Genomic DNA, 24149 nt, shown 5'->3' with positions numbered 1-24149 from the left:
ATCCGGGCGCTGCCGGGTGCGTTCAGCGGCGCTCCTCGCGCTGCTTGCAGGCCACATCGAGCGTCGCCGCCGGGAACGCCTTGAGCCGCGCCTTGGGGATCGGCTTCCCGCACCGCTCGCAGAACCCGTAGGTGCCGTTCTCGATGCGCTCGATCGCGTGCTCGGTCTGCGTGATCAGATCGAAGCGGTTCGCGGCGATGGACTGTTCCTGCTCGCGCTCGAAGGTCTTGCTCCCGGCGTCGGCCTGATCGTCGCCGGCGCCGTCGTTGCTGGTGCGCTGCAGGTCGTCGAGGTCGCGCAACGACGTGTCGTACGCCTTACGCATCTCGGCGAGCTCGTCGACGAGCTGGGTGCGGACCTCGGCCAGCTCGGCCTTGGTCCATTCGGTTCCGGCGGGGACGGAGACCTTGTCGGTCTTCGCGGCGGTGTCGGTCACTGGTGCTGCTTTCTGGGTCGTGCTCGCGGGGGTTGTCGTACTGGCGGATGCCGTCGTACTGGCGGGCTCAGGTGTTGTAGCCGCGGCGTCGGTCTCGGTAACCGCGGCTCGTGCGGGTGTGACGTTCAAGGCGGGGTCGGCGGCCTTCGTGGCGGGCGCCTCTGTGGCCGGGGCGGCCTCGGTTGCGGCTGGCTTCGTGGCCGGCGCGGGCTTCTTCACCGCCGCCTTCTTGGCCGGCGCGGCCTTCTTCACCGCCGCCTTCTTGGCCGGCGCCGCCTTCTTCGCGGTAGCAGCCGACTTCTTGGCCGCCTTCTTGGCGGTTGCCTTCTTGGCCGGGGCCGCCTTCTTCGCGGGAGCAGTCTTCTTCGCCGCCGCCTTTTTGGCTGGGGCCGCCTTCTTCGCCGCCGCCTTTTTTACCGGCGCCGCCTTCTTCGCCGCCCCCTTCTTGGCCGCCCCCTTCTTCGCCGGGGCCGCCTTCTTCGCCGCCGCCTTCTTCGCCGCCGCCTTCTTGGCGGCTGCCTTCGTCGCCGGAGCCGACTTCGTCTTCGACGAGGTCGCGGCGGCGACAACCCGACGAGGCGAGGTCACCGCGTCGTCCTTGCCGGCCGGCGAGGCGGCTGCGCCCTTCGCGGTCCGACCCCCCGCACCGACGCGACGCAGGGCACGACCGATTCGTCCCGCGGCTGCCATGGATACCTCTTCCGGGTCGCTGCACGTGTCGCGGCCGGCAATCCCGACGCGGTGACGCAAAGGCGGTCAATATATGGGCCTGATCACTGCGCCGCCACCCCCCACGCCGCCACCGCTTCCACCCGTGCGGTCCCAGCTCGGTGGCGCTGCCCACTAAGCTGGTCCTGCAACGACGAGGACGAGTAGTCGCGGGGCACCAGCCGAAGCGACCCGGGGACGGTGTGAGCCCGGGGGCCAGGGCCGTGGCGAAATCACCTCCGAGCACCGGAAGAACGGGCGAGAGCCCCAGTAGACCCGGACCCGAACGAAGCGGGCGCGCAGACGGGCTGGACCCCGGATCGCGTCAACGAGGGTGGTACCGCGGGGCGCGAGCCTCGTCCCTCGAGTCGGAACGCAGGACTCGAAGGAGCACCACCCATGGCCGGGTACGAACCGCTCACGCCGCACGTCGACCTCCCCGCACTCGACCATGCGGTCATCGAGCGCTGGACGGACTCCAAGGTCTTCCAGCGCAGCATCGACGCCACCGCCCACGGCCCGGAGTGGACCTTCTACGAGGGCCCGCCCACAGCCAACGGCATGCCGGGCACCCATCACGTCGAGGCCCGGGTCTTCAAGGACGTCTTCCCGCGCTACCGCACCATGAAGGGCTACCACGTGCCCCGGCGCGCGGGCTGGGACTGCCACGGCCTGCCCGTCGAGCTCGCCGTCGAGAAGGAGCTCGGCTTCACCGGCAAGCCCGACATCGAGGCCTACGGCATCGAGGCCTTCAACGCCAGGTGCCGCGAGAACGTCCAGCGCCACGTCGACGCCTTCGAGACCATGAGCGAACGCATGGGCTACTGGGCCGACTACGAGCACGCCTACTGGACGATGAACCCCGACTACGTCGAGTCGGTGTGGTGGGCCCTGAAGACGATCTACGACAAGGGCCTGCTGGTCGAGGACTTCCGGGTGTCGCCTTACTGCCCCCGCTGCGGCACCGGGCTCTCCGATCACGAGGTCGCCCAGGGCTACGAGGACGTCACCGACCCCTCCGTCTACGTCCGCTTCCCGCTGACCTCCGGCCCGTGGGCCGGGCGGGCCGACCTGCTCGTGTGGACGACGACGCCCTGGACGCTGATCTCGAACACCGCAGTGGCGGTGAACCCCGAGGTCGACTACGTGCTCGCACGGCACGGCGACGACCTGCTCGTGGTCGCCCGGCCACTGCTCACGAAGGTCCTGGGTGACGACGCCGAGGTGCTCGAGACCCTGCCCGGCCGCGACCTCGAGCGCTGGACCTACGCGCGCCCGTTCGCGCTGGTGACGCTGGAGGACGCGAACTACGTCGTGCTGGCCGACTACGTCACCACCGACGACGGCACCGGGCTCGTCCACCAGGCCCCGGCGTTCGGCGCCGACGACCTGGCGGTTAGCCGCGCGTACGGCCTGCCCGTCGTCAAGCCGGTCGGCGCCGACGGTCACTTCACCGGCGACCTCGGCCTCGTCGGCGGGATGTTCTTCAAGGACGCCGACGAACCGATCGTCGCCGACCTGCGTGCGCGTGGGCTGCTGTTCCGGCACGTCCCCTACGAGCACAGCTACCCGCACTGCTGGCGCTGCCACACCCCGCTCATGTACTACGCGCTGCCGTCCTGGTACGTCCGCACCACAGCCGTGAAGGACGAGCTGCTGGCCGAGAACCAGGCCACCAACTGGCACCCGTCGACGATCAAGAACGGCCGGTACGGCGACTGGCTGAACAACAACATCGACTGGGCACTGTCGCGCGACCGCTACTGGGGCACCCCGCTACCCGTCTGGCGCAACGACGAGGACCCCTTGAAGCAGGTGTGCGTCGGCTCGCTGGCCGAGCTGCACGAGCTGTCCGGGGTCGAGCTCACCGACCCGCACCGGCCCTTCGTCGACGACGTGACGTTCACCCGCCCCGGTGAGGCGGGCACCTACCGTCGCGTCCCGCAGGTGATCGACGCGTGGTTCGACTCGGGCTCGATGCCGTTCGCGCAGTTCGGCGCGCCCTACCGCAACAAGGACGAGGCCGACGCCGCGTACCCCGCCGACTTCATCTGCGAGGCGATCGACCAGACCCGTGGCTGGTTCTACTCGCTCATGGCGATCGGCACGCTCGTCTTCGGCCACTCGTCGTACAAGAACGTCGTCTGTCTCGGGCACATCCTGGCCGAGGATGGACGCAAGATGAGCAAGCACCTCGGCAACATCCTGGAGCCCATCTCGTTGATGGACCGCCACGGTGCCGATGCCGTGCGCTGGTTCATGCTCTGTGCCGGCTCGCCGTGGTCGGCACGACGGGTCGGCCACAAGGTGCTCGACGAGATCGCGTCCAAGGTCATCCGCACCTACTGGTCCATCGCGTCGTTCCAGTCGCTGTACGCCCGGGCCAACGGCTGGACGCCCGACAGCCCGGCCAGTGTTCCCGGCGTGCTCGACCGGTGGGCGCTGTCCGAGGCGCACCGCACCGCCCGCGAGGTCGACGACGCGCTCGAGGCCTACGACACCGCCCGGGCCGGACGGGTTCTTGCCGACTACATCGACGACCTGTCGAACTGGTACGTGCGCCGCTCCCGGCGGCGTTTCTGGGACGGCGACGCGGCCGCGCTCGAGACGTTGCACGAGTGCCTCGAGATCCTCACGCGGTTGCTCGCGCCGCTCGTTCCCTTCGTCACCGAGCAGGTGTGGGGCGCGCTGTTCGCCTCGACCGGCGGCGCGGACTCGGTGCACCTGACGCCGTTCCCGGAGGCCGACGCAGACCGGATCGACGAGAACCTGGGGGCGCAGGTGGCGCTGGTCCGCCGCCTCGTCGAGCTGGGGCGTGCGGCCCGCGCGGACTCGAAGATGAAGACCCGCCAGCCCCTGGGCCAGGCGCTGATCTCGGCGCCCGGCTGGACCTCGCTGCCCCCCGAGCTGCAGGACCAGGTGCGCGAGGAGCTGAACGTCGTGTCCCTGGCCGACCTTGCCGACGCCGACGAGCTCGTCGAGCTGTCCGTCAAGGCCAACTTCCGCGAGCTCGGACGGACCTACGGCAAGCGCACCCAGCGGGTCGCCACCGCGATCTCGGACGCTGCGGCCGCCGGCATCGACACGTTCGTGGAACGTTTCCGGGACGGGACGCTGACGGTCGACCTCGACGGCGAGACCCTGCCGGTCACCGGGGACATGGTCGTGGTGTCCGAGACACCGCGGTCGGGCTGGGCGGTGTCGTCCGGCGGCGCCGACACGGTCGCGCTGGACCTGGAGCTCACGCACGAGCTGCGCCTGGCCGGGCTGGCCCGCGAGGTCGTCCGGCTGGTGCAGGACGCTCGCAAGAATGCCGGGCTCGACGTCACCGACCGCATCGAGCTGTGGTGGCGGGTGGGCGGCTCCCCCGAGCCGGCGGAGGCCATCCGGACCCACGGTCAGCAGGTGGCCGGCGAGGTGCTGGCGTCGTCGTTGACCGAGGGCGCGCCGGCCGACGAATCGTCGACCTACTCGGCAGGTGACGAGGAGCTGGGCCTCACGGTCTGGCTGCGCCGCGTCTGATTCCGACGGCGCGCCGCAGTAGACGGTATGCAGACCCGCGGGTCAGGACCCGCGTGTCTGCATACCGTCGCGGTCGCGATCAGAACGGGCGACGCTGGCACAGCGAGCAGGGCTGGAAACCGTCGGTCTCGGCCTCGCTCAACAGCATGGGCTGGGCCTGCTGACCCTTGATGATCAGGCAGTCCTCGGCGTGGAAGCGCGGCCGGCCGTCGACGACCCAGACCATCGGTGCGTCGGCGCCGGCCGGCGCGGTCGACGACGACGCCCCCGACGCGGCGGTGGCGCCGACCAGCGCGGGCTCGGGCTGTACGGACGGCTCAGGCTGGCGCTCCGGCTCGGGCTGAACGGACGGCTCGGGCTGGCGCTCCGGCTCGGGCTCTACCGACGGCTCCGGTTCGGATGCGGCCGCCTGGACCGGCTCCGGCTCAGCTGCTTGCTGCGGCTCGGGCTCGGGTTCAGTCGTGCGCTCGGGCTCCGCCGCCTGCACCGGCTCTGGCTCAGCCGTCCGCTCGGGCTCCGCCGTCTGCACCGGCTCTGCCTCAGCTGCACGCTCGGGCTCCGCCGCCTGCACCGGCTCTGGCTCAGCCGTCCGCTCGGGCTCCGCCGCCTGCACCGGCTCTGCCTCAGCTGCACGCTCGGGCTCGGCCGCCTGCACCGGCTCGGGTTCGGCCGGTTGCTCCGGCTGAGCCTCTTGCTCCGGCTCGGACGCGGTGGCCTGCTGCGGCTCGGGCTCGGCCGGTTGCTCCGGCTCGGGCGCGGTTGCGGGTTCCGGATCGCTCGGGGTTTGAGCGTCGCTCGCCCCGGCAGCCTCCGGCGTGCACACCCGGCACTCGGTGAAACCGTCCTCGACCGCCTGGTCGTGCGGCACCGGCTCGGAATTCAGGCCCGCGATCTCCGGACACTGCTGCCGGTGGTAGTCCGGGAAACCGTCGACCACCCACACCTCGGCCACCGTCTCGGCCGTCGCGTCCTCGACGTGGGGTTCCGCTGGCGCTCCCGCGTCGGCTCCGGCGTCGGGCTCGGGTTGCCGCTCGGGCGCCTCGGCAGCTTCCGGACGGCACACCGAGCACTCGGTGAAGCCGTCCTCGACCGCCTGGTCGTGCGGCACCGGTTCCGAGTCCAGCCCGGCGATCTCCGCGCACTGCTGCCGGTGGTAGTCCGGGAAGCCGTCGACGACCCACACCTCTGCCGCGGTCTGCTCCGTTGTCGCGGCAGGCGTGTGCTCGGCGGGCGTGTCCTGGGCAGGCGTGTCCTCGGCTGCGCGCGACTGGTCCGCCACGGCGGCGGGCTCGGGGTGCCCCGCAGGGGCCTCGGCGGCCTCCGGACGGCACACCGTGCATTCGCGGAAACCGTCCTCGACGGCCTGGTCGTGCGGCACCGGCTCGGCGTCGAGGCCGACGAGCTCGACACACTCGCGGCGGTGGTAGTCGGGGAAACCGTCGACGACCCACACGTCGCCGGAGCCGTCCGCGGCCGTCGAGGGCTCCGAGTCGGACCCGGCTTTGGGCTCGGACCCCGCCTCGGACGGCTTCGTGGTGCCGGCCGGAGCCTCGCTCGCCTCGGGCGTGCAGACGGAGCACTCGGCGAAACCGTCGCCGACCGCCTGGTCGTGCGGCACGGGCTCGGAGTCCAGGTCGGCGATCTCGGAACAGTTCTCGCGGTGGTAGTTCGGGAAACCGTCGACCACCCAGACGCTGCGATCGTCGGTGGCCGTCGCCGATTGCGGCTCGAACGCTTGCTGATCGCTGTCCGGTCGCTGCACGGGCGGAGCGTCAGGGGCGTCGCCCGAGTCCGGCGCGCACTCGGTGCACGCCGCGAACCCGTCCTCGACCGCCTGCTCACGCGGGATCGGCTCGGCATCGCTGCCCTGCAGGGTCCGGCAGTCCTGGCGGTGGTAGTCGGGCCGGCCGTCCACCACCCACACGGTGCCCGCGCCGCCGGGGGCGGCCGGGGCGGTGGGGACGGCCCCGGCCGTCACGCGGTCGGGGTTGCACACGACGCACGGTTGGAAGCCGTCGTCCACGGCCTGGTCGTACGGGATCGGCTCGGAGTTCAGGCCGCCGAGCTCGCTGCACCCCGCCACGTGGTACTCGGGGTAGCCGTCCGCGACCCAGACCTCGACGACGCCGTCCGCAGCGCCGGGCTCGGCCCCCTGCGTCGCGTCGTCGGATTCAGGGCGAACCGCCTCGGAGTCAGCCGCCTCGGACGTGGCCGGTGCGGCCGGGACGGAGCTGCCGGCCGCATCGTCGACGGTGCTCTGGGTTGCCGCGGCCTCGAGCGGCGTACAGACCGAGCACGGGGTGAACCCGTCCTCCTGGGCCTGTGACAGCGGGATCGACTCGGCGGCGAGCCCGTCCAGCGCCGAACACTTCTCGCGGTGGAACTCGGGATGACCGTCGGCCACCCAGACCTGACCCTCGGCGTCGGTACCGCCCGGGACGGACGCGGTGGCCGGGTCCTCGTCCACCTTGGCGAACGACACCGTCGGTGCCGACGCGGGGACGGCAGCCGGCGCGTCCTGCTCCGTCGGCGGGGCTGAAGCGGCACCGGAGCCGCTCGCGGCCACCTGGTCGGCCTTCGGGTCGGCAGCCGTCGACGGCGGCCCGGAGGGGTCGTCCGCGGACCTGCGCCCGGCGCGACGCTTGCCGCCCGCGGTCTTCGTCGACGAGCGGTTCTGCAGGTAGGACCAGATCATCACGCCCGCGGCGAGGGCACTGGCCACCAGCGAGGCCACGATCAGGCCCACGCTGGAGAACACGATCCCCAGGACGACGAGCACCGCTGCGACGAGCAGCAGACCGATCAACACCATTGGGCGTCACTCCCCGTACCTGAGGGGCGCGGCCCCGGCACGACCGGCGCACTCGACGCGTCCCGGGCGTGCACCTTCGTCTCCAGCGTCAGTGTCCTGGCGCCGCGGTTACTGGGCCTCGGCGTAGTCGCTGTTCGGCGACGCAGGCTCGGACTTACCGCTGGCGTCCAGGTCACGCAGCTGCGACTCGAGGTAGCTCTTGAGCCGGGTGCGGTACTCGCGCTCGAAGGTGCGCAGCTCCTCGACCCGCCGCTCCAGGGCCGCCTTGCGCTGCTCGAACTGTGCGGTGATGGTCGCGGCGCGCTGCTCGGCGTCCTGGACCGTCTGGTTCGCCCGCGCGTTGCTCTCCTCGTCGAGCTGGCGGGCCCGCTGCTCGGCCTCGCTGATCTGGCGGGTGGACTGCTCGTTGGCCGAGTCGGTCGTCGACTTGGCGTTCGCCTGCGCCTCGCTCATGAGCTGCTCGGCCTCGGCCTTGGACTGGGCCAGGTGCTGGTCGGCGGTCTGCTGGGCCAGGGCGAGCATCTGCACGGCCTGCTGGTGGTGCTCGGCCAACTGCGGTGCGGCCGCCTGGCCCTGTCCCTCACCCGACTGCTGCTGCGGCGCGCTCTGGGCGGCGCTCAGCGCGGACTGGGCCTGCTCGAGCTCGGAGCGGTTGGCGGTCAGCTGCTGCTCGGTCTGGGCCAGCTGCTGCTGCAACGACTGCAGCTGCTGGGCCGCCCCGTCGTTGCCCTGGGTCAGCGCGTGCTCGAGTTCCTCGATGCGGCTGTTCAGGCGGGCGTTCTCGTCCCTGGCGGCGGCGAGCTCGGCCGGGTCGGCTCCGCCGCGCCCGTCGGTGTCGCCGTCGACCGCCTGGGCGGGCTGGGCCGGGGCCGGCTGCCCCGAACCGGCGCGGTTACGCAGGTCGTTGTTCTCCTCGATGAGACGGGAGAGCTCGACCTCGACGATGTCGAGGAACGCGTCCACCTCCTCCTCGTCGTACCCGCGCTTGCCGATGGGCGGCTTCTTGAAAGCCACGTTGTGCACTTCGGCGGGGGTCAACGGCATTCGGTCACCTCAGTTGCTCGTCACGCGCCGGCCCGGCCGGATCGTGATGCGGTTCGTTCGTCATCGTGCTTGCTGAATCTTAGGCACCCTGTTAAGCCAGGCCCAACGCCACCACACGCAGCACGATGAGCACGATCAGCAGGATTATGACGCTCAAGTCGAGGCTTACACTACCCAGCCGGAGCGGCGGGACCAATCGCCGGAGCAGACGGATCGGCGGGTCGGTCGCCACGTACACCATCTCCAGGCCCACGGCCGCCGTACCGACCGGCCGCCACGACCTCGCGAACTGCCGGGTCCACTCGATGACGATGCGCGCCAGGATCAGGATGATGTAGATCCAGAGGGCATAACCGATGACCTGCCACAGCAGCGACATCGCGTGCCCCTTCGTTCGATGACGCGGCCCCGGTCCACACCCGACGCCGGCTCTACCCATGACAACGGCCCGGCACCGCAAATGGTGCCAGGCCGCCGATCGGGAACTGTGATCAGGACTGGTTGAAGAAGCCGTTCTCGATCTTCGCCTTGTCCTGGGCCGTCACCGAGACGTTGTGCGGGCTGAGCAGGAACACCTTCGCCGTGACGCGTTCGATGCGCCCGTGCAGGCCGAAGGTCAGGCCGGCCGCGAAGTCGACGAGCCGCTTCGCGTCCGCGTCGTCCATCTCGGACAGGTTCATGATCACCGGCGTGCTCTTGCGGAAGTGCTCGCCGATCGTCCGCGCCTCGTTGTAGGTGCGCGGGTGCAGCGCGGTGATCTGGTACGCGGGCGCGGCCGGGTACTCGTCGGCGTAGGTGACGGCGGCGGGCGCGTCGTCGTACTCACGGCTGTAACGCGTCATCTCGGTCGATTCCCCTCGGGCGGTGTAGCGGTCGCCGTGCGCGCTGCGGGCGTACTGCGGCTCGGCCTGCGCGTAGTCGTCGTGCCGGCCCGCGGAGCGTTCCGGGGCCGAGCCGTAGCCGTCGGCCTCGGCGTACTCGTCCTCCTCGACGAGGCCGAGGTAGACGCCCATTCGGTGCATCGCTCCGGGCATTGATCCTCCACACGAATCAGCGGGCTGTAGGACGAGCGCGGGCCGGACGGCCTGGCTCGTATGCAGATCGGACGCTAGCCGACATCGGGGCTCCGACGGCCGAGCAACGCCGTACCGACACGCACGTGTGTCGATCCGTGCCGGACCGCCGCCTCCAGGTCGTCGCTCATCCCCGCCGAGACGGCGTCGGCGCCGGGATGCGCGGCCCGCACCTGCTGCGAGAGCTCGGCGAGCCGGGCGAAGGCGGCGTCGACGTCGGCGCCCATCGGCGGTACCGCCATCACCCCTCGCAGCCGCAGCGACGGACGTTGCGCGACCGCGTCGGCGAGCGCCGCCAGCTCGCCGACGGCCACGCCGCCCCGGTCGGGGTCGTCGTCGAGGCTGATCTGCACGAACACGTCGAGCGGGGTCTCGCGGTGCTCCTGCGCGGCGTCGGCGAGGGAACGCGCGAGCTTGAGCCGGTCGACAGAGTGGACGGCGGAGGCATAGGTGACCACGCTCTTCGCCTTGTTGGTCTGCAGCCGACCCACCAGGTGCCAGCGGATCGTGCGGGCCTGCTCGCCCAGCTCGTCGAGCTTGCGCCGGACCTCCTGGTCCTTGCTCTCCCCGATGTCGCCGACCCCCAGCCGGGCCAGGGTCGCCACGTCGGCGGCCGGACAGGTCTTGGTGACGGCGACGAGCGTCACCTCGGCGGCGTCACGGCCCACGGACTCGCAGGCGTTCGAGATCCGCGCCCGCACCGCACCCAGCGCCGTCACCAACGCTGCCTGCCGCCGATCGCCGTCGCCGGTGTTCACCTGCCGGCCCGGGTCCGACTAGGACTTGAGGAAGTCGGGGACGTCGAGATCGTCGCCGTCGTAGGCGGCGTCGAGGTCCAGGGCGGCGCCACGCGAACCGTTGCTCGTGGTCGGCGTGCCGTACTGCCCGGCCGGCTCGTAGGGCCGGGGCTGCTGGGGCTGCGCCGCGGCCGCGTTCGGCGTGGACGCGGCGTGCGCGGGCACGGAACGCCGGGACTGCGCCGCCGGCTCGTGGCGGATGTCGACCTTCTTGTACGGCAGCTGGCCGCTGTCGAACCCGGCGGCGATCACGGTGACCTTGACCTCGTCGCCGAGGGTGTCGTCGATGACCGCACCGAAGATGATGTTGGCCTCGGGGTGCGCGGCCTCGGCCACGAGCGTCGCGGCCTCGTTGATCTCGAACAGGCCGAGGTCGGAGCCGCCGTAGATCGACATCAGCACGCCGTGGGCGCCGTCCATGCTCGCCTCGAGCAGCGGGCTGGCGATGGCGATCTCGGCGGCCTGCCGGGCGCGGTTGTCGCCGCGCGCCGAGCCGATGCCCATGAGGGCCGAACCCGCGTTGCTCATGACGCTCTTCACGTCGGCGAAGTCCAGGTTGATCAGGCCGGGCGTGGTGATGAGATCGGTGATGCCCTGGACACCGGACAGCAGGACCTGGTCGGCGCTGCGGAACGCGTCCATGACGGACACGTTGCTCTCGCTGATCTGCAGCAGGCGGTCGTTGGGAATGACGATGAGCGTGTCGCACTCGGCGCGCAGGGCGTCGATGCCCTCGTCGGCCTGGGTGGCCCGCTTCTTGCCCTCGAAGCTGAACGGCCGGGTGACCACGCCGATGGTCAGGGCACCCAGCTTGCGCGCGATGCTGGCCACGACCGGGGCGCCACCGGTGCCGGTGCCGCCGCCCTCGCCGGCCGTCACGAACACCATGTCGGCGCCCTTGAGGACCTCCTCGAGCTCGTCGCGGTGGTCCTCGGCCGCCTTCTTGCCCACCTCGGGCTGCGCACCGGCGCCGAGGCCGCGGGTCAGCTCGCGGCCGACGTCGAGCTTGACGTCGGCGTCGCTCATGAGCAGGGCCTGCGCGTCGGTGTTCACGGCGATGAACTCGACGCCCTTGAGGCCGACCTCGATCATCCGGTTCACGGCGTTGACGCCGCCGCCGCCGACGCCGACGACCTTGATGACCGCGAGGTAGTTGTGCGGTGCTGTCATGGTGGCTCCTGTGTGCTGGTGTGGCCGGTGCGACTGGTGGCTGGTGGGCTCCGTACAGCGGGCTGCACGGAAACAAGGTCGATGGTCCGAGAACCCTCACCCTCAAGTAAACGGTTAATATTATGTCAACCTGGGGTGATGGACCGAAGTTAGAACCACGGCACGCATTTGGCCGTCAGGCGCGCCGCGCGACACGCCGCCAGTTGTCCGCCGTCGGTAGGGACAACCGACAGGCGTCGTCGCTGCCGGTCTAGCGGCTGTACGGACGCTGCGGGTCGACGACGTTGAACTGGGTGTCGTGCTTGGCGTGCGCGAGCAGCACCGGCAGGATCCGGCCCTTCTGCTCGCTGCTCGACGCGCTCCCCCACTGGGCCATCCGGCCCTTGGTCAGCACGAGCGTGATCGCGACCGGGTCCAGCGCGTCGATCGAGCGCACGTCCGGGCGCAACCGGACGGGCAGGGCGGCGGCCACCCGGGCCACCGCGGCCCGCGCCGACGCCGCCGCCGACCCGGTCGGGACGACAAGCTTGGGCAGGCGGGCCGGCGCCGCGGCCAGTGCGTGGTAGGCGTTGCCGGTGCGGTCCACGAGTACGTCGTGCCCACCGGTGCTGAGGTAACCGACCGGAACCCGCTCGACGACGGTGACGATCACCGTCGACGGGAACGACGTGCTGACCTGTGCCGAGGAGACGTCGGGCAGCGCCTCGACGCGCCTGGTCGCCGCGGCCGTGTCGAGACGCACCAGCGGTGTGCCGTGCGCGATGCGCGCCGCCTGCTGCACCTGGGTGGCGGTCAGGGTGTGCGCGCCGCGCACCTGCACGGTGCGCACGCCGAACAGCGCGCTGAAGGCGACGACCCAGGTGACGACGAGCGCGAGGACCACGACGACGCCCCCGGCGAGCAGCAGCCGCAGGCGGCGCCGTGACGAGGTGGGGGCCGGCCGGTCGCCCGCTCCGCCGACGTCACCGTCACCGTCGCCGTGGTCGGCTCCGGCAGGACGCAGGAACGGCGTCGTGGTGCTCATGCGTTCGTCCCCGCGCAGGCGTCCCGGATCGACCGGCACAACAGGTACACGTTGCCGATGCCCATCGTCACGACGAGGTCGCCGGGCTGCGCGACCGCGGCCACCCGCGCCGGCACCGCGTCATAGCGCGGTTCGTAGATCACCGCGCCGTCGGGCAGGTCGATCAGGTCGCTGATGGTCGCGCCGGTGACCCCTGGGATGGGCTCCTCACGAGCCGGGAAGATGTCCATGACCAGCGCAACGTCGGCCAGTTGCAGGGCTTCGGCGAACTCCCGCGCGAAGGTCTGGGTGCGGCTGTACGTCCCGGGCTGGAAGACCGCGATGAGCCGCCCCGTCCCGGCCAGCGCCTCGCGTGCACCGCGCAGCGACGCCGCGATCTCGGTCGGGTGATGGGCGTAGTCGTCGAACACCCGCACCCCGCCGCCCTCGCCGTGCGACTCGAAGCGCCGGTGCACTCCGGCGAAGCCCGCCCAGGCAGCGATCGCGGTGTCGATGTCGAGGCCCAGTTCGGCGACGAGCACCAGGGCCGCGGTGGCGTTGAGGGCCATGTGGGCGCCGATCAGCGCGCCCACGCGGAGGTGCCGCTCGCCGACACCGGGGCCGCGCACGTCGAACTCGACGGCGTCCGCCCGGGTCCGCACATCGGACAGGACGACGTCGGCGTCCTCGCTGAGGCCGTAGGTCAGCACGCGCCGCCCGGCCGCCCGCGCGTGGTCGGCCACCCGCCTGGCGCCGTCGTCGTCAGCGCACGTCAGCACGAGCCCGGCGGGGTCGACCCGGTCGACGAACTGCTCGAACGCGCGGTGGATGCCCTCGAGGCTGCCGTGGTTCTCGAGGTGGTCGGCCTCGACGTTGAGCACGATCGCGGACGTCGGCCGCGTCAGCAGGAACGAGCCGTCGCTCTCGTCGGCCTCGACGACGGCGAACGGCCCGCTGCCGAGGTGGGCGTTCTTGCCGGTCTCGTAGAGGTTGCCCCCGATGGCGAACGAGGGGTCGGCCCCGCAGGCCTGCGCCGCCACGACGAGCAACGAGGTGGCCGAGGTCTTGCCGTGGGTGCCGGAGACGGCGACGCAGCTCTTGCCCTCGAGCGCTGCGGCGAGGGCCGCCGCGCGCCGCAGGAACGGCTTGCCGCTGGCCCGGGCGGCCACGAACTCCTCGTGGTTGGGGTTGATGGCCGTCGTGTAGACGAAGGTGTCGGCGTCGTCGAGGTGGCTCGGCGAGTGCCCGATGTGCACGGTGGCGCCGAGGGCCCGCAGGCCGGTGACCGTGGTGGACTCACGCGCCTCGCATCCGCTGACCTGCAGCCCGCGTTCGAGCAGGATGCGGGCCAGCGCACTCATCCCCGAGCCCGCGATGCCCATCACGTGCACCCGGCCGAGGTCGGCCAGCGCCGGGATGACATCGGTGGCCGCGCTGCGGACCAGTGCGGCCCCGGGGGCCGACCAGTCGTCGGGACGGTCACCGTCGTGGTCGCGGGTCGGCCGGCTCGCCGTCACTGCTTCGCTCCTGGAAACCGTCGGTGTTCCTCGGCTACGTCGAGCACCCGGCGGGCCAGGACGACGTCGGCGTCGCGAGCGCCGGACGACTCGGCGGCGCGGGACATCGTGGCCACCGTCGCCGGATCGACGATACGCGGCACGACCTCGCGCAGCACCCAGTCCGGCGAGAGGGCCGCGTCGTCGACGAGCAGACCGCCACCGGCCCGGACGATCGGCTCGGCGTTGAAGCGCTGCTCGCCGTTGCCGACGGGGTAGGGCACGTAGGCCGCGGGCAGGCCCACGGCCGCCAGCTCGGCACACGTCATGGCCCCGCACCGACAGAGCGCGAAATCGGCCGCGGCGTAGGCGTACTGCATGCCGTCGACGTAGGGCACGACGACGTAGGGGACGTCGGGGTCGGACGCGACGTCGAGCTCGTTCTTGGGGCCGATGACGTGCAGCACCTGCACGCCCGCCGCGCGCAGGCCGTCGGCCGCCCCGGACGCGGCACGGTTGATGGACTGCGCGCCCTGCGAGCCGCCGAACACCAGCAGGGTGGGCAGGTCGGGTCGCAGCCCGAACCGCTCGCGGGCCTCGGCGCGCAGTGCTGGGCGGTCGAGCTGCGAGATGGCCGGGCGCAGCGGGATGCCGATCGGCGTCGCGTGCGGCAGGTGCCCCTGGGCGGACGCGGTGAACACGTGCTGCGTCATCCGGGCTGCCCCCCGGTTGGCCAGGCCCGGCCGCGCGTTGGCCTCGTGCACGACGATCGGGATGCTGGCGCGTCGGGCGGCGAGGTAGGCGGGCACCGCCACGTACCCGCCGAAACCGACGACCACGTCCGCATGCACGCGCTCGAGCACCGCGGAGGCGGCCGTCACCGCGGCCCGGACGTTGCCCGGGGTCTGCAGCAGCGCGCGGTTCAGACGGCGCGGCAGAGGTACGGGCGGCACGAGCTCCAGCGGGTACCCGCGGGCCGGGATGAGCGTGGTGTCGAGCCCCTTGCTCGTGCCGAGGGCGGTGACCTCGACGCCCGGGTCCAGACGGCGCAGCGCGTCGGCGAGGTTCATCGCCGGTTCGATGTGCCCCGCCGTTCCCCCGCCGGCGACGACGACGTGCACCGTCATGAGACCTTCCTGGGTGCGGAGCGCCGCTGCGGCGTGGCCGGACGGGCCGGCGCCGCGGGCCGACCGGCCGGCGCTCCGGCCGGTGCACGCCGGGGCGAGCGTGCCACGGCGGCAGGAGCCGGCGCGGCCTGACGGCGTTTGGCCGGGGCCGCGTAGGGCTTGGGCACGGGTATGCGGGCCCAGCGCTCGAGGCGGCTGCGGCGGCCGAGGCGTTCGGAGCGACGGCAGACGTTCGTCGCATTCGTCTCGTGCCGCGCGAACGAGGTGAGCATGCCGAGGACGAAGAAGGTGACGAGCAGGGACGTGCCGCCTGCCGAGATCAGCGGCAGCGGGATGCCGGTGACGGGCAGCAGGCCGCTGACGTAGCCGATGTTGATGACGGCCTGCCCGCAGATCCAGATGGTCGCCGCGCCGCACGCGAGACGCACGAACGGGTCGGCGTTGCGCCGCACGATCCGCAGGCCCGAGTAGGCGAACAGCCCGAACAGGGCGAGCACCGCGGCACACCCGATGAAGCCGAGCTCCTCGCCGATGATCGCGAAGACGTAGTCGGAGTTGGCGTTCGGTACGTAGCCGTACTTCGACGTGCCGTGCCCGAGGCCGACACCGAACAGACCGCCCGAGGCGAGCGCGTACAGCCCCTCGACGGTGTGGTAGCCGCTGCCCTTCGCGTCCTTGAACGGATCGGTGAAGGTGGTCAGCCGCTGCAGGCGGTAGGGCGCGGCGACCGCGAGCAGCAGCACGGCGCCGGCCACGGTGGCCAGCACCACCGTGAAGTACCGCAGCGGCATGCCGATCATCCACAGCAGCCCGAGCAGGATGAGCATGAAGCACAGGGTCGTGCCCAGGTCGGGCTCGACCATGACGAGGGCGATGACCACGGCGAAGCCGGGCAGCAGCGGGACGAACAGGTGCCGGGCGCGGCGCAGGCTGCCGAGCTGCTGCTTGCGGGCGAGCAGGTCGGCGCCCCACAGCAGCACGGCGAGTTTGGCGAACTCGGACGGCTGCAGCTGGACCGGGCCGACGTCGATCCAGCGGCGGGCGCCGTTGATGACGACGCCGACGCCGGGCACCAGGACGGCGAGCAACCCCACGAGGGCCAGGGCGAGCACCGGGTAGGTGAGCCCCCGGAACATCCGCGGCGACATGCGCACGGCCGCCCAGAAGACGAGCAGCCCGACGACGATGAACTCGCCCTCCTTGACGGCCTGCCCCCAGATGGAGCCACCGCCGGTGCCGTCGTGGACGGCCGAGATGGTCGTCGACACCGACATGAGCACGCCGAACAGCAGCAGCCCACCGCTGGCCAGTAACAGCATCTGCACGGAGGCGTACGGCTTGTCGAGGAACTGCTGCCGGGCGCGCGAGGCACGGTCCAGCCGGCCGACGCGGTCGGTGAACGTGCGCGGACGAGCCTTCGCCTGGTGGGGGTCGGCCGTCACCGCGGGACGTCCGGGCCGAGCGCGCGGGCCGCGGCGGCGAACGCGTCCCCGCGTGCCGCGAACCCGGTGAACATGTCGTAGGAGGCGGCCGCCGGCGCCAGCAGGACGGTGTCACCGGGCCGCGCGAGATCGGCGGCAGCGCGCACGGCGGCAGTCATCGCACCATCGTCGTTCCTGTCGACCATGATCACGGGGAGGTCGGGCGCGTGTCGTGCGAGGGCGGCACGGACCAGCTCGCGGTCCTGGCCCAGCAGCACCGCTCCGGCCAGCCGGTCGGCGCACGCCGCCACGAGCGGATCCACGTCAACCCCCTTGAGCTGGCCGCCGGCGACCCACACGATGCGCGGGTAGGCCGACAGCGACGCGGCGGCCGCGTGCGGGTTCGTGGCCTTGCTGTCGTCCACCCAGGTGACGCCGTCGCGTTCGAGCACCGCCTGGTTCCGGTGCGGGTCGGGTTCGAAGGCGCGCAAACCCTCGGCCACCGCCCGGGCCGGTGTGTCGATCGCCCGGGCGATCGCCGCGGCGATCAGTGCGTTCGCCACGTTGTGCCGCCCGGGCGGGCGTACCTCGGCGGCCGCGAGCAGGTCGAGCGAGTCGTCGCCGAAGGCCCGGCTGACGAGGCGCCCGTCCCGCACCCCGAGCTGGCCGACGCCGGGCTCGCCGAGCGTCGTGGTGACCGCCCCCTCGGGCAGCCGGGCCGCGACCCGGACGTCGTCGACGTTGCCGATCGCGACCTCGCCGCGCCAGATCGTGGTCTTCGCGTCCTCGTAGGCCTCGTAGGACCCGTGCCAGTTCAGGTGGTCGGGAGCCAGGTTGAGCAGCGCCCCCGCGGCCGGTGCCACCGACGGCGCGAAGTGCAGTTGCTGGCTGGACAGCTCGACGGCCAGCACGTCGTAGGGCGGGTCGGCGAGCACCGCGTCGATGAGCGGAACCCCCACATTGCCCACCGCCACGGCCCGGTGGCCCGCCGCGCGCAGGACGGCCTCGAGCATGTGCACGGTCGTCGTCTTGCCGTTGGTGCCGGTGAGGGCCAGCCACGGGGCAGCGCCGTCGGCTCGCAACCGCCACGCCAGCTCGACCTCGCCCCACACCTCGACATCGCGGGCGGCGGCGTCCACCAGCACCGCGTCCGTCGGAGGGACTCCGGGCGACGCGACGACCAGGTCGACGGACGGCGGCAGCGCGTCGAGCGGCCCCAGCCACGAGGCCCCGGCCTCGACGAGCTCGGTGACAGCGGCGCCCTCGGTGGTCGCGGTCAGCAGCACCTCGGCACCGCGCGCCACGAGGGCCCGCGTCGCCGACGCGCCGGCGACTCCGACCCCGACGACGAGCACGTGACGTCCCGACAGGTCGAGCGACGCCATCAGCCGATGAAGTCGGCGTAGAACAACCCCACCCCGAAGGCGACGGACAGCCCGGCCAGGATCCAGAACCGGACGATGATGGTGATCTGCTCCCAGCCGCCGAGCTCGAAGTGGTGGTGCAGCGGCGCCATCCGGAACACCCGTCTACCGGTGCCGGTGCGTATTCGCGTGATCTTGAACCAGCCGGTCTGCACGATCGAGGACACCGTGATGGCGGCGTACAGGCCGCCGAGCGCGACCAGCAGCAACTCGGTGCGGGTGAGGATCGCCAGTCCCGCCATCAGCCCACCGAGCGCGAGCGAGCCGGTGTCGCCCATGAAGATCTTGGCCGGTGAGGCGTTCCACCACAGGAAGCCGAAGCAGGCCGCCATCGCCGAGGCCGCCACGATGGCGAGGTCGAGGGGGTCGCGCACCTGGTAGCAGCCGGGCGCGGGGTGCGGGATGTTGAGGCACTGGTTGCGCGACTGCAGGAAGGTGATCAGCGTGAACGCGCCGAACACCATCGCCGCGGCCCCGGCCGCCAGCCCGTCGAGGCCGTCGGTGAGGTTCACCGCGTTCGAGGTCGCCGAGATGATCAGGTACGCCAGGACGACGAAGCCGACGGCGCCGATGCCCAGCACCTTGATGTCGCGGACGTAGGAGATGTGCGTCGAGGCGGGGGTCAGCCCGAAGCGGTTCTTGAACATCAGGGCCAGGACGCCGAACACGACGGCGACGAGCAGTTGGCCCAGGAACTTGGCGCGCGCCCGCAGCCCGAGGCTGCGCTGACGGCGGATCTTGATGAAGTCGTCGAGGAAACCGACGGCGCCCAGCCCGACCATCAAGAAGATCGCGAGCATGCCCGAGGCCTGCACGCCGCCGTCGCCGCGGATCGCGCGCACGATGTGCGCCACCGCGTACCCCACGACGGTCGAGCCGATGATGGCGACACCGCCCATGGTCGGCGTGCCGCGCTTCACCAGGTGGGTCTGCGGCCCGTCCAGGCGGATCTCCTGGCCGAAGCCCCGCCGGCGGAAGTAGACGATCACCATCGGGGTCAGCAGGATCGACGTCATCAGGGAGAAGACGGCGGCGACGAGAATGGTCTTCATCGCGGCTCGCCTCCCTCCTGCGCCGGCCCGGCTGCGGGACCGGACTCCGTATCGTCCGTGATCGCCTGGGCCACCCGTTCGAGGCTCGCCGCCCGCGAGGCCTTCACGAGCACGACGTCGCCCGCCCGCAGCTCCGCGCGCAGGTAGGACACCGCGGCGTCGACGTCGGGCACCCACCGCGATCCGTCTGGGCCCGAGCCTTCCAGAGCGGCCCCGTGCAGGATCGGGCGGGCGGTGTCGCCCACGACCACGAGCTGCGCTATGCCGAGCCGTGCGGCGAGCCGGCCGACGGCCTCGTGCTCCGCCGCGGCGTCGTCGCCGAGCTCGGCCATCTCCCCCAGCACGGCGACGGCGCGGCCTGAGCGGCGGCTGCCGACCGTGGCCAGCGTGCGCAGCGCGGCAGCCACCGACTCGGGGTTGGCGTTGTAGGCGTCGTTGATCATCAGCACCCCGTCCGGACGCTCGGTGGTCTCCATCCGCCAGCGGCTGGCTGGCGCCACCTCGCCCAACGCCGTCGACAGCTCGTCGAAGGCCAGGCCGCACTCCAGCGCGACAGCGGCCGCGGCCAGCACGTTGCCGACGTGGTGGGCACCGACGAGGCGCAACGCGACCGGCGCCCGGCGCCCGTCCTGCACGAGCTGGAAGCGGGCCCGGCCGAGGTCGTCGAGCGTGACGTCCTCGGCGCGCAGGTCGGCGGTCGCGGCCTCCCCGACGGTGACGACCCGCGCCGTCGTGCGCTCGCGCATGGCCAGGACGAGCGGGTCGTCGGCGTTGAGCACGGCGAGCCCGTCGGCCGGCAGCGCCTCGACCAGCTCGCCCTTGGCCCGGGCGATGGCGTCCCGGGAGCCGAACTCCCCCAGGTGGGCGCTGCCGACGTTGAGCACGACCCCGATGCGCGGCGGCGCGATCTCGGTCAGGAAGCGGATGTGGCCGATGCCGCGGGCGCTCGTCTCGAGGACGAGGAACTGGGTGGACGGGTCGGCGCGCAGGACCGTGTACGGATGGCCGAGCTCGTTGTTGAACGACCCCGGCGGCGCGACCGTGGGGCCGAGGCGCGCGAGCAGCTGGGCCAGCACGTCCTTCGTCGAGGTCTTGCCGGACGAGCCGGTGACGCCGATGACGGTGACGTCGGGCAGACGACGCACCACCGCTCCGGCGAGCGCGGCCAGCGCGGCGAAGCCGTCGGCGACCTCGATCGTCGGGCCGTCCGTCGGGCGGGTGACGAGGCTGGCCGCGGCGCCGGCCGCCGTGACCGCGGCGACGTAGTCGTGGCCGTCGACGCGCTCGCCGGGCAGGGCCAGGAACAGCCCACCGGGGACGACCCGGCGGGAGTCGAACTCGAGGGGTCCGGTGACCGGGGTGTCCGGTTCGGCGCCGGTGAGCCGGCCGCCGACCAGCGTGGCGACCTCACCGAGAGTCAGCTCAATCACGGGCAGTCAGTTCGGCGCGCAGCACGACGCGATCGTCGAAGGGATGGATCACGCCATGGATCTCCTGCCCGGTCTCGTGCCCCTTCCCGGCGACGAGCAGGGTGTCGCCGGGGCCGGCGGCGGCCACACCGGCGGCAATGGCGGCGGCGCGGTCACCCACCTCGACCACCTCGGCTCGTTCGGCGCTGGGAACGGCGAGCGCGCCGTCCAGCATCGCGCGCCGAATGGCAGCGGGGTCCTCCGAACGGGGGTTGTCGTCGGTGACGACGAGCAGGTCGGCGTCACGGGCCGCGATCTCGCCCATGTGCGGCCGCTTGCCGCGGTCGCGGTCGCCCCCGCAGCCGAGCACCACGATCAGCTTGTTCTCGGTGAGCGGCCGCAGCGCCCGCAGCGCTCCGTCGACCGCGGCCGGCTTGTGGCTGTAGTCGACCACCGCCAGGAACGGCTGGCCCTCGTCGACGCGTTCCATCCGGCCCGGCACCGACGCGGCGGCGACGGCCGGGGCCGCGACGTCGACCGGGATGCCGGTGGCGTGCAGGACGGCCAGGGCGAGCAGCGCATTGGCCACGTTGTACCGGCCGGGGATGGCGCAACCGCTCCGCAGCTCGACCCCCGGGCCGTGCACCAGGAAGGAGGTGCTGCCGTCGGGCTGCTCGACCACGTCGTCGGCCCACCAGGTGGCCGTGCCTCCGTTCGTGCACACGGTCACCGGGTCGGTCATCGTGCCGGCCAGTCGCACACCCCACTCGTCGTCGACGACCACCACCGGACGCTCGGTGCGCTCGAACAACGACGCCTTGGCGGCGAAGTAGTCCTCCATGTCGTCGTGGAAGTCGAGGTGGTCCTCGGACAGGTTGGTGAAGGCCGCGACGTCGAAGCCGATGCCGTCGACGCGGCCCATCCGCAGCGCGTGGCTCGACACCTCCATGGCGACGTCGGTGACGCCGCGCTCGCGCATGACGGCGAGCAGCGACTGGAACTCGGGCGCCTCGGGCGTCGTGAACCGCGCCTTGACCTCGGTCTCGTCGATGAGGGTGGCGACGGTGCCGATCAGCCCGCTGGTACGGCCGGCCGCCTGCAACCCGGCACGCATGAGGAACGTCGTGGTGGTCTTGCCGCTGGTCCCCGTGACGCCGAGCACGTGCAGGCCGGTGGACGGGCGGCCGTACACCTCGGCCGACACGGCGCCGAGCACCGGGCGCACGGCGTCGACCTCGAGGACGGGCACGCCGGCGGGGAGCGCGGCGCGTCCCGCGGGGTCGGTGAGCACCGCGACGGCCCCCGCGGCCAGGGCCGCCCCGGCGTAGGCGGCACCGTGGACCGTGCGGCCGGGCAGCGCGGCGAACAGGTCGCCCGGCCGGACGAGGTCGCTGGCCGCGGTGATGCCCGTGACGTCGACGTCCTCGCCGTGCAGCGTGACCGGAGCGACGGCGGCGAGGCTGCTCAACCGCTGCGGGGTCACCGCGGCCGGGCGGGGGATGTCGTTGGTCGGCCCGACGGACGAGGAACTGGGCGGCACGTCAGCAGACGTTAGCGGGCAGGTACCGGCGGTCCTGACCGGCGCAGTCCTCCAGCGGCACGTGGACGGACTTGCTGCCGGTCGGGGCGATCTGGGCGTGCTGCACCTCGTACGCCGCGATGTGGTGGAACAGCGGAGCGGCGACGTCGCCGCCCTCGACCCCGTGGGCGGGGTTGTCGACCATGATCGCGACCACGAACTGCGGGTCGTCGGCGGGGACCATGCCGGCGAAGGTGTCCCAGTTCTTGTAGCTGGAGTACGCGCCGCCGTGCGCCGGGTCCGGCTGCTGGGCGGTGCCGGTCTTGCCGGCGACGCGGTAGCCGGGCAGGGCCGCCTTGACGCCGGTGCCGCCCGGCTGGATGACCGACTCGAGCATCGTGCGCAGCGTCCTGGACGTCTGCGGGCTGACCACCCGGATGCCCTTGGGCTGCTTGGTCACCTTCACCGACCCGTCGGCGCCGGTGACGGACTGGACGATCCGCGGCGGGATGCGCACCCCGTTGTTCGCGATCGTCTGGTAGATCGACGCGAGCTGGAGCACGGTCATCGACTCGCCCTGGCCGAACGGCAGGTTGGCGAACGTGGACGCGGACCAGTCCTTGATCGGCGGCACGTAGCCACCGCTCTCACCCGGCAGCTCGATGCCGGTCTTGTCGCCCACCCCGAACAGCTTCTCGTAGCGGTACCAGGTGGACGGGCCGATCTGCTTGGCGATCTTGAGGGTGCCGACGTTCGACGACTCGGCGAGGATGCCGGTGGCGGTGAAGGTCTGGGTCGAGTGGTCCCACGCGTCGCGCACGGTGACGCCACCGGTGCGAATCGAGTCCGGCACCGAGTAGTGGGACTGCGGCGTCAGCAGCCGCTGCTGCAGCGCCGCGGCGAAGGTGATCGACTTCTGCACCGAGCCGGGCTCGAACGCCGACATGACGGTCGGGTTGATGGGCAGGTTGGGGTTGATCGTGTTGGGGTTCGCGGCGTCGAACGTGCCGGATGCGGCCAGCGCCAGCACCTGCCCGGTGTGGGCGTCCAGGACGGCCATCTGGGCACCCTTGGCGTTGGCCTCGGGCACGGCCTGGTCGAGGTACTGCTGCGCGACGAACTGCAGGTTCTGGTCGATGGTCAGCTTGATGTTCGACCCGTTGACGGCGGGCACGGTGTCGGCGCGGCTGCTCGGGTTGGTGCCGCCCGAACTGTCTACCGCGAAGCGCATGCTGCCGTTCTTGCCGGCGAGCTGGCTGTTGAACTCCGACTCGATGCCCGCGGCGCCGGAGCCGTCGGTGTGCACGGTGCCGACGATGTTCGCCGCGGTCGACCCGCTCGGGTACTGGCGCTGGGTGGTGGCCTGCTCGTAGATGCCGACGAGCTGCAGGTCCATGATCTTCTGCGCGGTCGCGGGCGACAGTGCCGTCGCGAGCGGCGCCCAGTGGGTGCGGCCCGACAGCGCGGTGACGATGGCCGCCGCCGGCCGCTTGATCAGCGGTGACAGCACCTGCGCGTAGTGGGCCCGGGCGGTCACAGGCACCTGCAGCGGGTCGGCGGTGATGTCCTGCGCGTCGGACGTGTACGCGATCGGCGTGCCGAAGCGGTCGGTGATGGTGCCGCGCAGCGCGTTCAGGGGGACGACGTTGTCGCGCTGGTCCGCGGCCGCGGTCGCGTAGTTGCTGTGGTCGACACCCTGCAGCTGGACGAGCCGACCGCCGATGACGAGCAGCAGCGTGCAGACCGCCGCGAAGCCGTAGCGCAGGCGCCCGTCGAGGCGGCCGAGACGCAACGCCCGGCGTGTGCTGCGCGCCGGGGGGCGCCTCGGCGCGCGTCGGGCGACGGGACGGCCCTGGTTCGGACGGCCCTGCACCGGACGCCCCTGGTTCGGACGCCCCTGGTTCGGACGGCCGGACGGCTCGACCCGCCGCCGCCCCTCGAAGCCGACCCCCCCCCCAGGCGGCCCCGGCCGGCCCCACCCCCGGGCCCCCGGCCCCCGCGCGTTTGCGCCTCCGGCGGATCGACGCGGCCCAGTGGGCGATAGGACCAGTGCCGCCGATCCTCGGCGGTGACCGCCATCGCCTCTCGTCCGCTCGTGGCTGCCGCCTCGGTCTCCGGCCAGGCGGCGCCCTGGTC

At 72.2% G+C, this 24149-nt stretch carries 17 protein-coding genes; 1 reads left to right on the top strand and 16 read right to left on the bottom strand.

All coding sequences use genetic code 11. The features are described 5' to 3' along the window. Nucleotides 1–22: 22 nt before the first annotated feature. Nucleotides 23–1186, bottom strand: a complete 1164-nt coding sequence (locus tag ACFFCA_RS12405; RefSeq protein WP_375485218.1) for a TraR/DksA family transcriptional regulator — start codon at nucleotides 1184–1186, stop codon at nucleotides 23–25. 357 nt (nucleotides 1187–1543) lie between these two features. Between ACFFCA_RS12405 and ileS the strand changes: the two genes are divergently transcribed. Continuing rightward, complete coding sequence (ileS, locus tag ACFFCA_RS12400; protein WP_375485216.1) at nucleotides 1544–4666, top strand: isoleucine--tRNA ligase; 3123 nt, start codon at nucleotides 1544–1546, stop codon at nucleotides 4664–4666. A gap of 79 nt (nucleotides 4667–4745) precedes the next feature. On the opposite strand, the gene ACFFCA_RS12395 is transcribed toward ileS, so the two are convergent. The 15 genes from ACFFCA_RS12395 to ACFFCA_RS12325 all read right to left on the bottom strand — a co-directional run bounded on the left by ACFFCA_RS12395 (nucleotide 4746) and on the right by ACFFCA_RS12325 (nucleotide 23805). After that, nucleotides 4746–7478 (bottom strand): hypothetical protein, encoded by a 2733-nt coding sequence (locus ACFFCA_RS12395; RefSeq protein ID WP_375485214.1) that lies wholly within the window; start codon nucleotides 7476–7478, stop codon nucleotides 4746–4748. 108 nt (nucleotides 7479–7586) lie between these two features. After that, the gene (locus tag ACFFCA_RS12390) at nucleotides 7587–8522 is read right to left on the bottom strand and encodes a DivIVA domain-containing protein (protein ID WP_375485212.1); all 936 of its coding nucleotides are present in this window, start codon (nucleotides 8520–8522) and stop codon (nucleotides 7587–7589) included. A 91-nt stretch (nucleotides 8523–8613) separates the two neighbouring features. Next, the gene (locus ACFFCA_RS12385; protein ID WP_375485210.1) at nucleotides 8614–8901 is read right to left on the bottom strand and encodes a YggT family protein; all 288 of its coding nucleotides are present in this window, start codon (nucleotides 8899–8901) and stop codon (nucleotides 8614–8616) included. Nucleotides 8902–9013: 112 nt separating this feature from the next. Then, a complete protein-coding gene (locus tag ACFFCA_RS12380; protein ID WP_375485208.1) occupies nucleotides 9014–9556 on the bottom strand; it encodes a cell division protein SepF in 543 nt (180 codons plus the stop codon). A gap of 74 nt (nucleotides 9557–9630) precedes the next feature. After that, the gene (locus ACFFCA_RS12375) at nucleotides 9631–10314 is read right to left on the bottom strand and encodes a YggS family pyridoxal phosphate-dependent enzyme (RefSeq protein ID WP_375485206.1); all 684 of its coding nucleotides are present in this window, start codon (nucleotides 10312–10314) and stop codon (nucleotides 9631–9633) included. A gap of 57 nt (nucleotides 10315–10371) precedes the next feature. Next, complete coding sequence (gene ftsZ, locus ACFFCA_RS12370; RefSeq protein ID WP_375485204.1) at nucleotides 10372–11562, bottom strand: cell division protein FtsZ; 1191 nt, start codon at nucleotides 11560–11562, stop codon at nucleotides 10372–10374. A 250-nt stretch (nucleotides 11563–11812) separates the two neighbouring features. Beyond that, nucleotides 11813–12586 carry a cell division protein FtsQ/DivIB gene (locus ACFFCA_RS12365; protein WP_375485202.1) on the bottom strand — a complete coding sequence of 258 codons (774 nt, stop codon included), beginning with the start codon at nucleotides 12584–12586 and terminating at the stop codon, nucleotides 11813–11815. After that, nucleotides 12583–14082, bottom strand: a complete 1500-nt coding sequence (gene murC / locus ACFFCA_RS12360) for a UDP-N-acetylmuramate--L-alanine ligase (RefSeq protein ID WP_375485200.1) — start codon at nucleotides 14080–14082, stop codon at nucleotides 12583–12585. Before murC ends, ACFFCA_RS12365 begins: the two co-directional genes overlap by 4 nt. Continuing rightward, complete coding sequence (locus ACFFCA_RS12355; protein ID WP_375485198.1) at nucleotides 14079–15188, bottom strand: glycosyltransferase; 1110 nt, start codon at nucleotides 15186–15188, stop codon at nucleotides 14079–14081. Before ACFFCA_RS12355 ends, murC begins: the two co-directional genes overlap by 4 nt. After that, nucleotides 15185–16630 (bottom strand): putative lipid II flippase FtsW, encoded by a 1446-nt coding sequence (gene ftsW, locus ACFFCA_RS12350; protein ID WP_375485196.1) that lies wholly within the window; start codon nucleotides 16628–16630, stop codon nucleotides 15185–15187. Before ftsW ends, ACFFCA_RS12355 begins: the two co-directional genes overlap by 4 nt. After that, complete coding sequence (gene murD / locus ACFFCA_RS12345; RefSeq protein WP_375485195.1) at nucleotides 16627–17994, bottom strand: UDP-N-acetylmuramoyl-L-alanine--D-glutamate ligase; 1368 nt, start codon at nucleotides 17992–17994, stop codon at nucleotides 16627–16629. The genes ftsW and murD overlap by 4 nt, the downstream gene beginning before the upstream one ends. Then, on the bottom strand, nucleotides 17994–19085 hold the full coding sequence (gene mraY, locus ACFFCA_RS12340; RefSeq protein WP_375485194.1) for a phospho-N-acetylmuramoyl-pentapeptide-transferase: 1092 nt from the start codon (nucleotides 19083–19085) through the stop codon (nucleotides 17994–17996). Before mraY ends, murD begins: the two co-directional genes overlap by 1 nt. Next, nucleotides 19082–20515, bottom strand: a complete 1434-nt coding sequence (gene murF / locus ACFFCA_RS12335) for a UDP-N-acetylmuramoyl-tripeptide--D-alanyl-D-alanine ligase (protein ID WP_375485192.1) — start codon at nucleotides 20513–20515, stop codon at nucleotides 19082–19084. Before murF ends, mraY begins: the two co-directional genes overlap by 4 nt. After that, nucleotides 20508–22034 carry a UDP-N-acetylmuramoyl-L-alanyl-D-glutamate--2,6-diaminopimelate ligase gene (locus ACFFCA_RS12330; protein WP_375485190.1) on the bottom strand — a complete coding sequence of 509 codons (1527 nt, stop codon included), beginning with the start codon at nucleotides 22032–22034 and terminating at the stop codon, nucleotides 20508–20510. Before ACFFCA_RS12330 ends, murF begins: the two co-directional genes overlap by 8 nt. A 1-nt stretch (nucleotide 22035) precedes the next feature. Continuing rightward, on the bottom strand, nucleotides 22036–23805 hold the full coding sequence (locus ACFFCA_RS12325) for a peptidoglycan D,D-transpeptidase FtsI family protein (protein ID WP_375485188.1): 1770 nt from the start codon (nucleotides 23803–23805) through the stop codon (nucleotides 22036–22038). Nucleotides 23806–24149 lie beyond the last annotated feature (344 nt).

The organism is uncultured Jatrophihabitans sp. (assembly GCF_964252635.1).
GTDB lineage: Bacteria > Actinomycetota > Actinomycetes > Mycobacteriales > Jatrophihabitantaceae > Jatrophihabitans.
This window is presented reverse-complemented; position numbering and strand designations above follow the sequence as displayed.

Bases quoted from the DNA above. Each gene is read 5' to 3' on its own strand.
- ACFFCA_RS12385 (WP_375485210.1), bottom strand. From the start codon at position 8,901: ATGTCGCTGCTGTGGCAGGTCATCGGTTATGCCCTCTGGATCTACATC.
- ACFFCA_RS12355 (WP_375485198.1), bottom strand. From the start codon at position 15,188: ATGACGGTGCACGTCGTCGTCGCCGGCGGGGGAACGGCGGGGCACATC.
- mraY (WP_375485194.1), bottom strand. From the start codon at position 19,085: ATGAAGACCATTCTCGTCGCCGCCGTCTTCTCCCTGATGACGTCGATC.
- ileS (WP_375485216.1), top strand. From the start codon at position 1,544: ATGGCCGGGTACGAACCGCTCACGCCGCACGTCGACCTCCCCGCACTC.
- murD (WP_375485195.1), bottom strand. From the start codon at position 17,994: ATGGCGTCGCTCGACCTGTCGGGACGTCACGTGCTCGTCGTCGGGGTC.
- ftsZ (WP_375485204.1), bottom strand. From the start codon at position 11,562: ATGACAGCACCGCACAACTACCTCGCGGTCATCAAGGTCGTCGGCGTC.
- ACFFCA_RS12395 (WP_375485214.1), bottom strand. From the start codon at position 7,478: ATGGTGTTGATCGGTCTGCTGCTCGTCGCAGCGGTGCTCGTCGTCCTG.
- ACFFCA_RS12380 (WP_375485208.1), bottom strand. From the start codon at position 9,556: ATGCCCGGAGCGATGCACCGAATGGGCGTCTACCTCGGCCTCGTCGAG.
- ACFFCA_RS12365 (WP_375485202.1), bottom strand. From the start codon at position 12,586: ATGAGCACCACGACGCCGTTCCTGCGTCCTGCCGGAGCCGACCACGGC.
- ACFFCA_RS12390 (WP_375485212.1), bottom strand. From the start codon at position 8,522: ATGCCGTTGACCCCCGCCGAAGTGCACAACGTGGCTTTCAAGAAGCCG.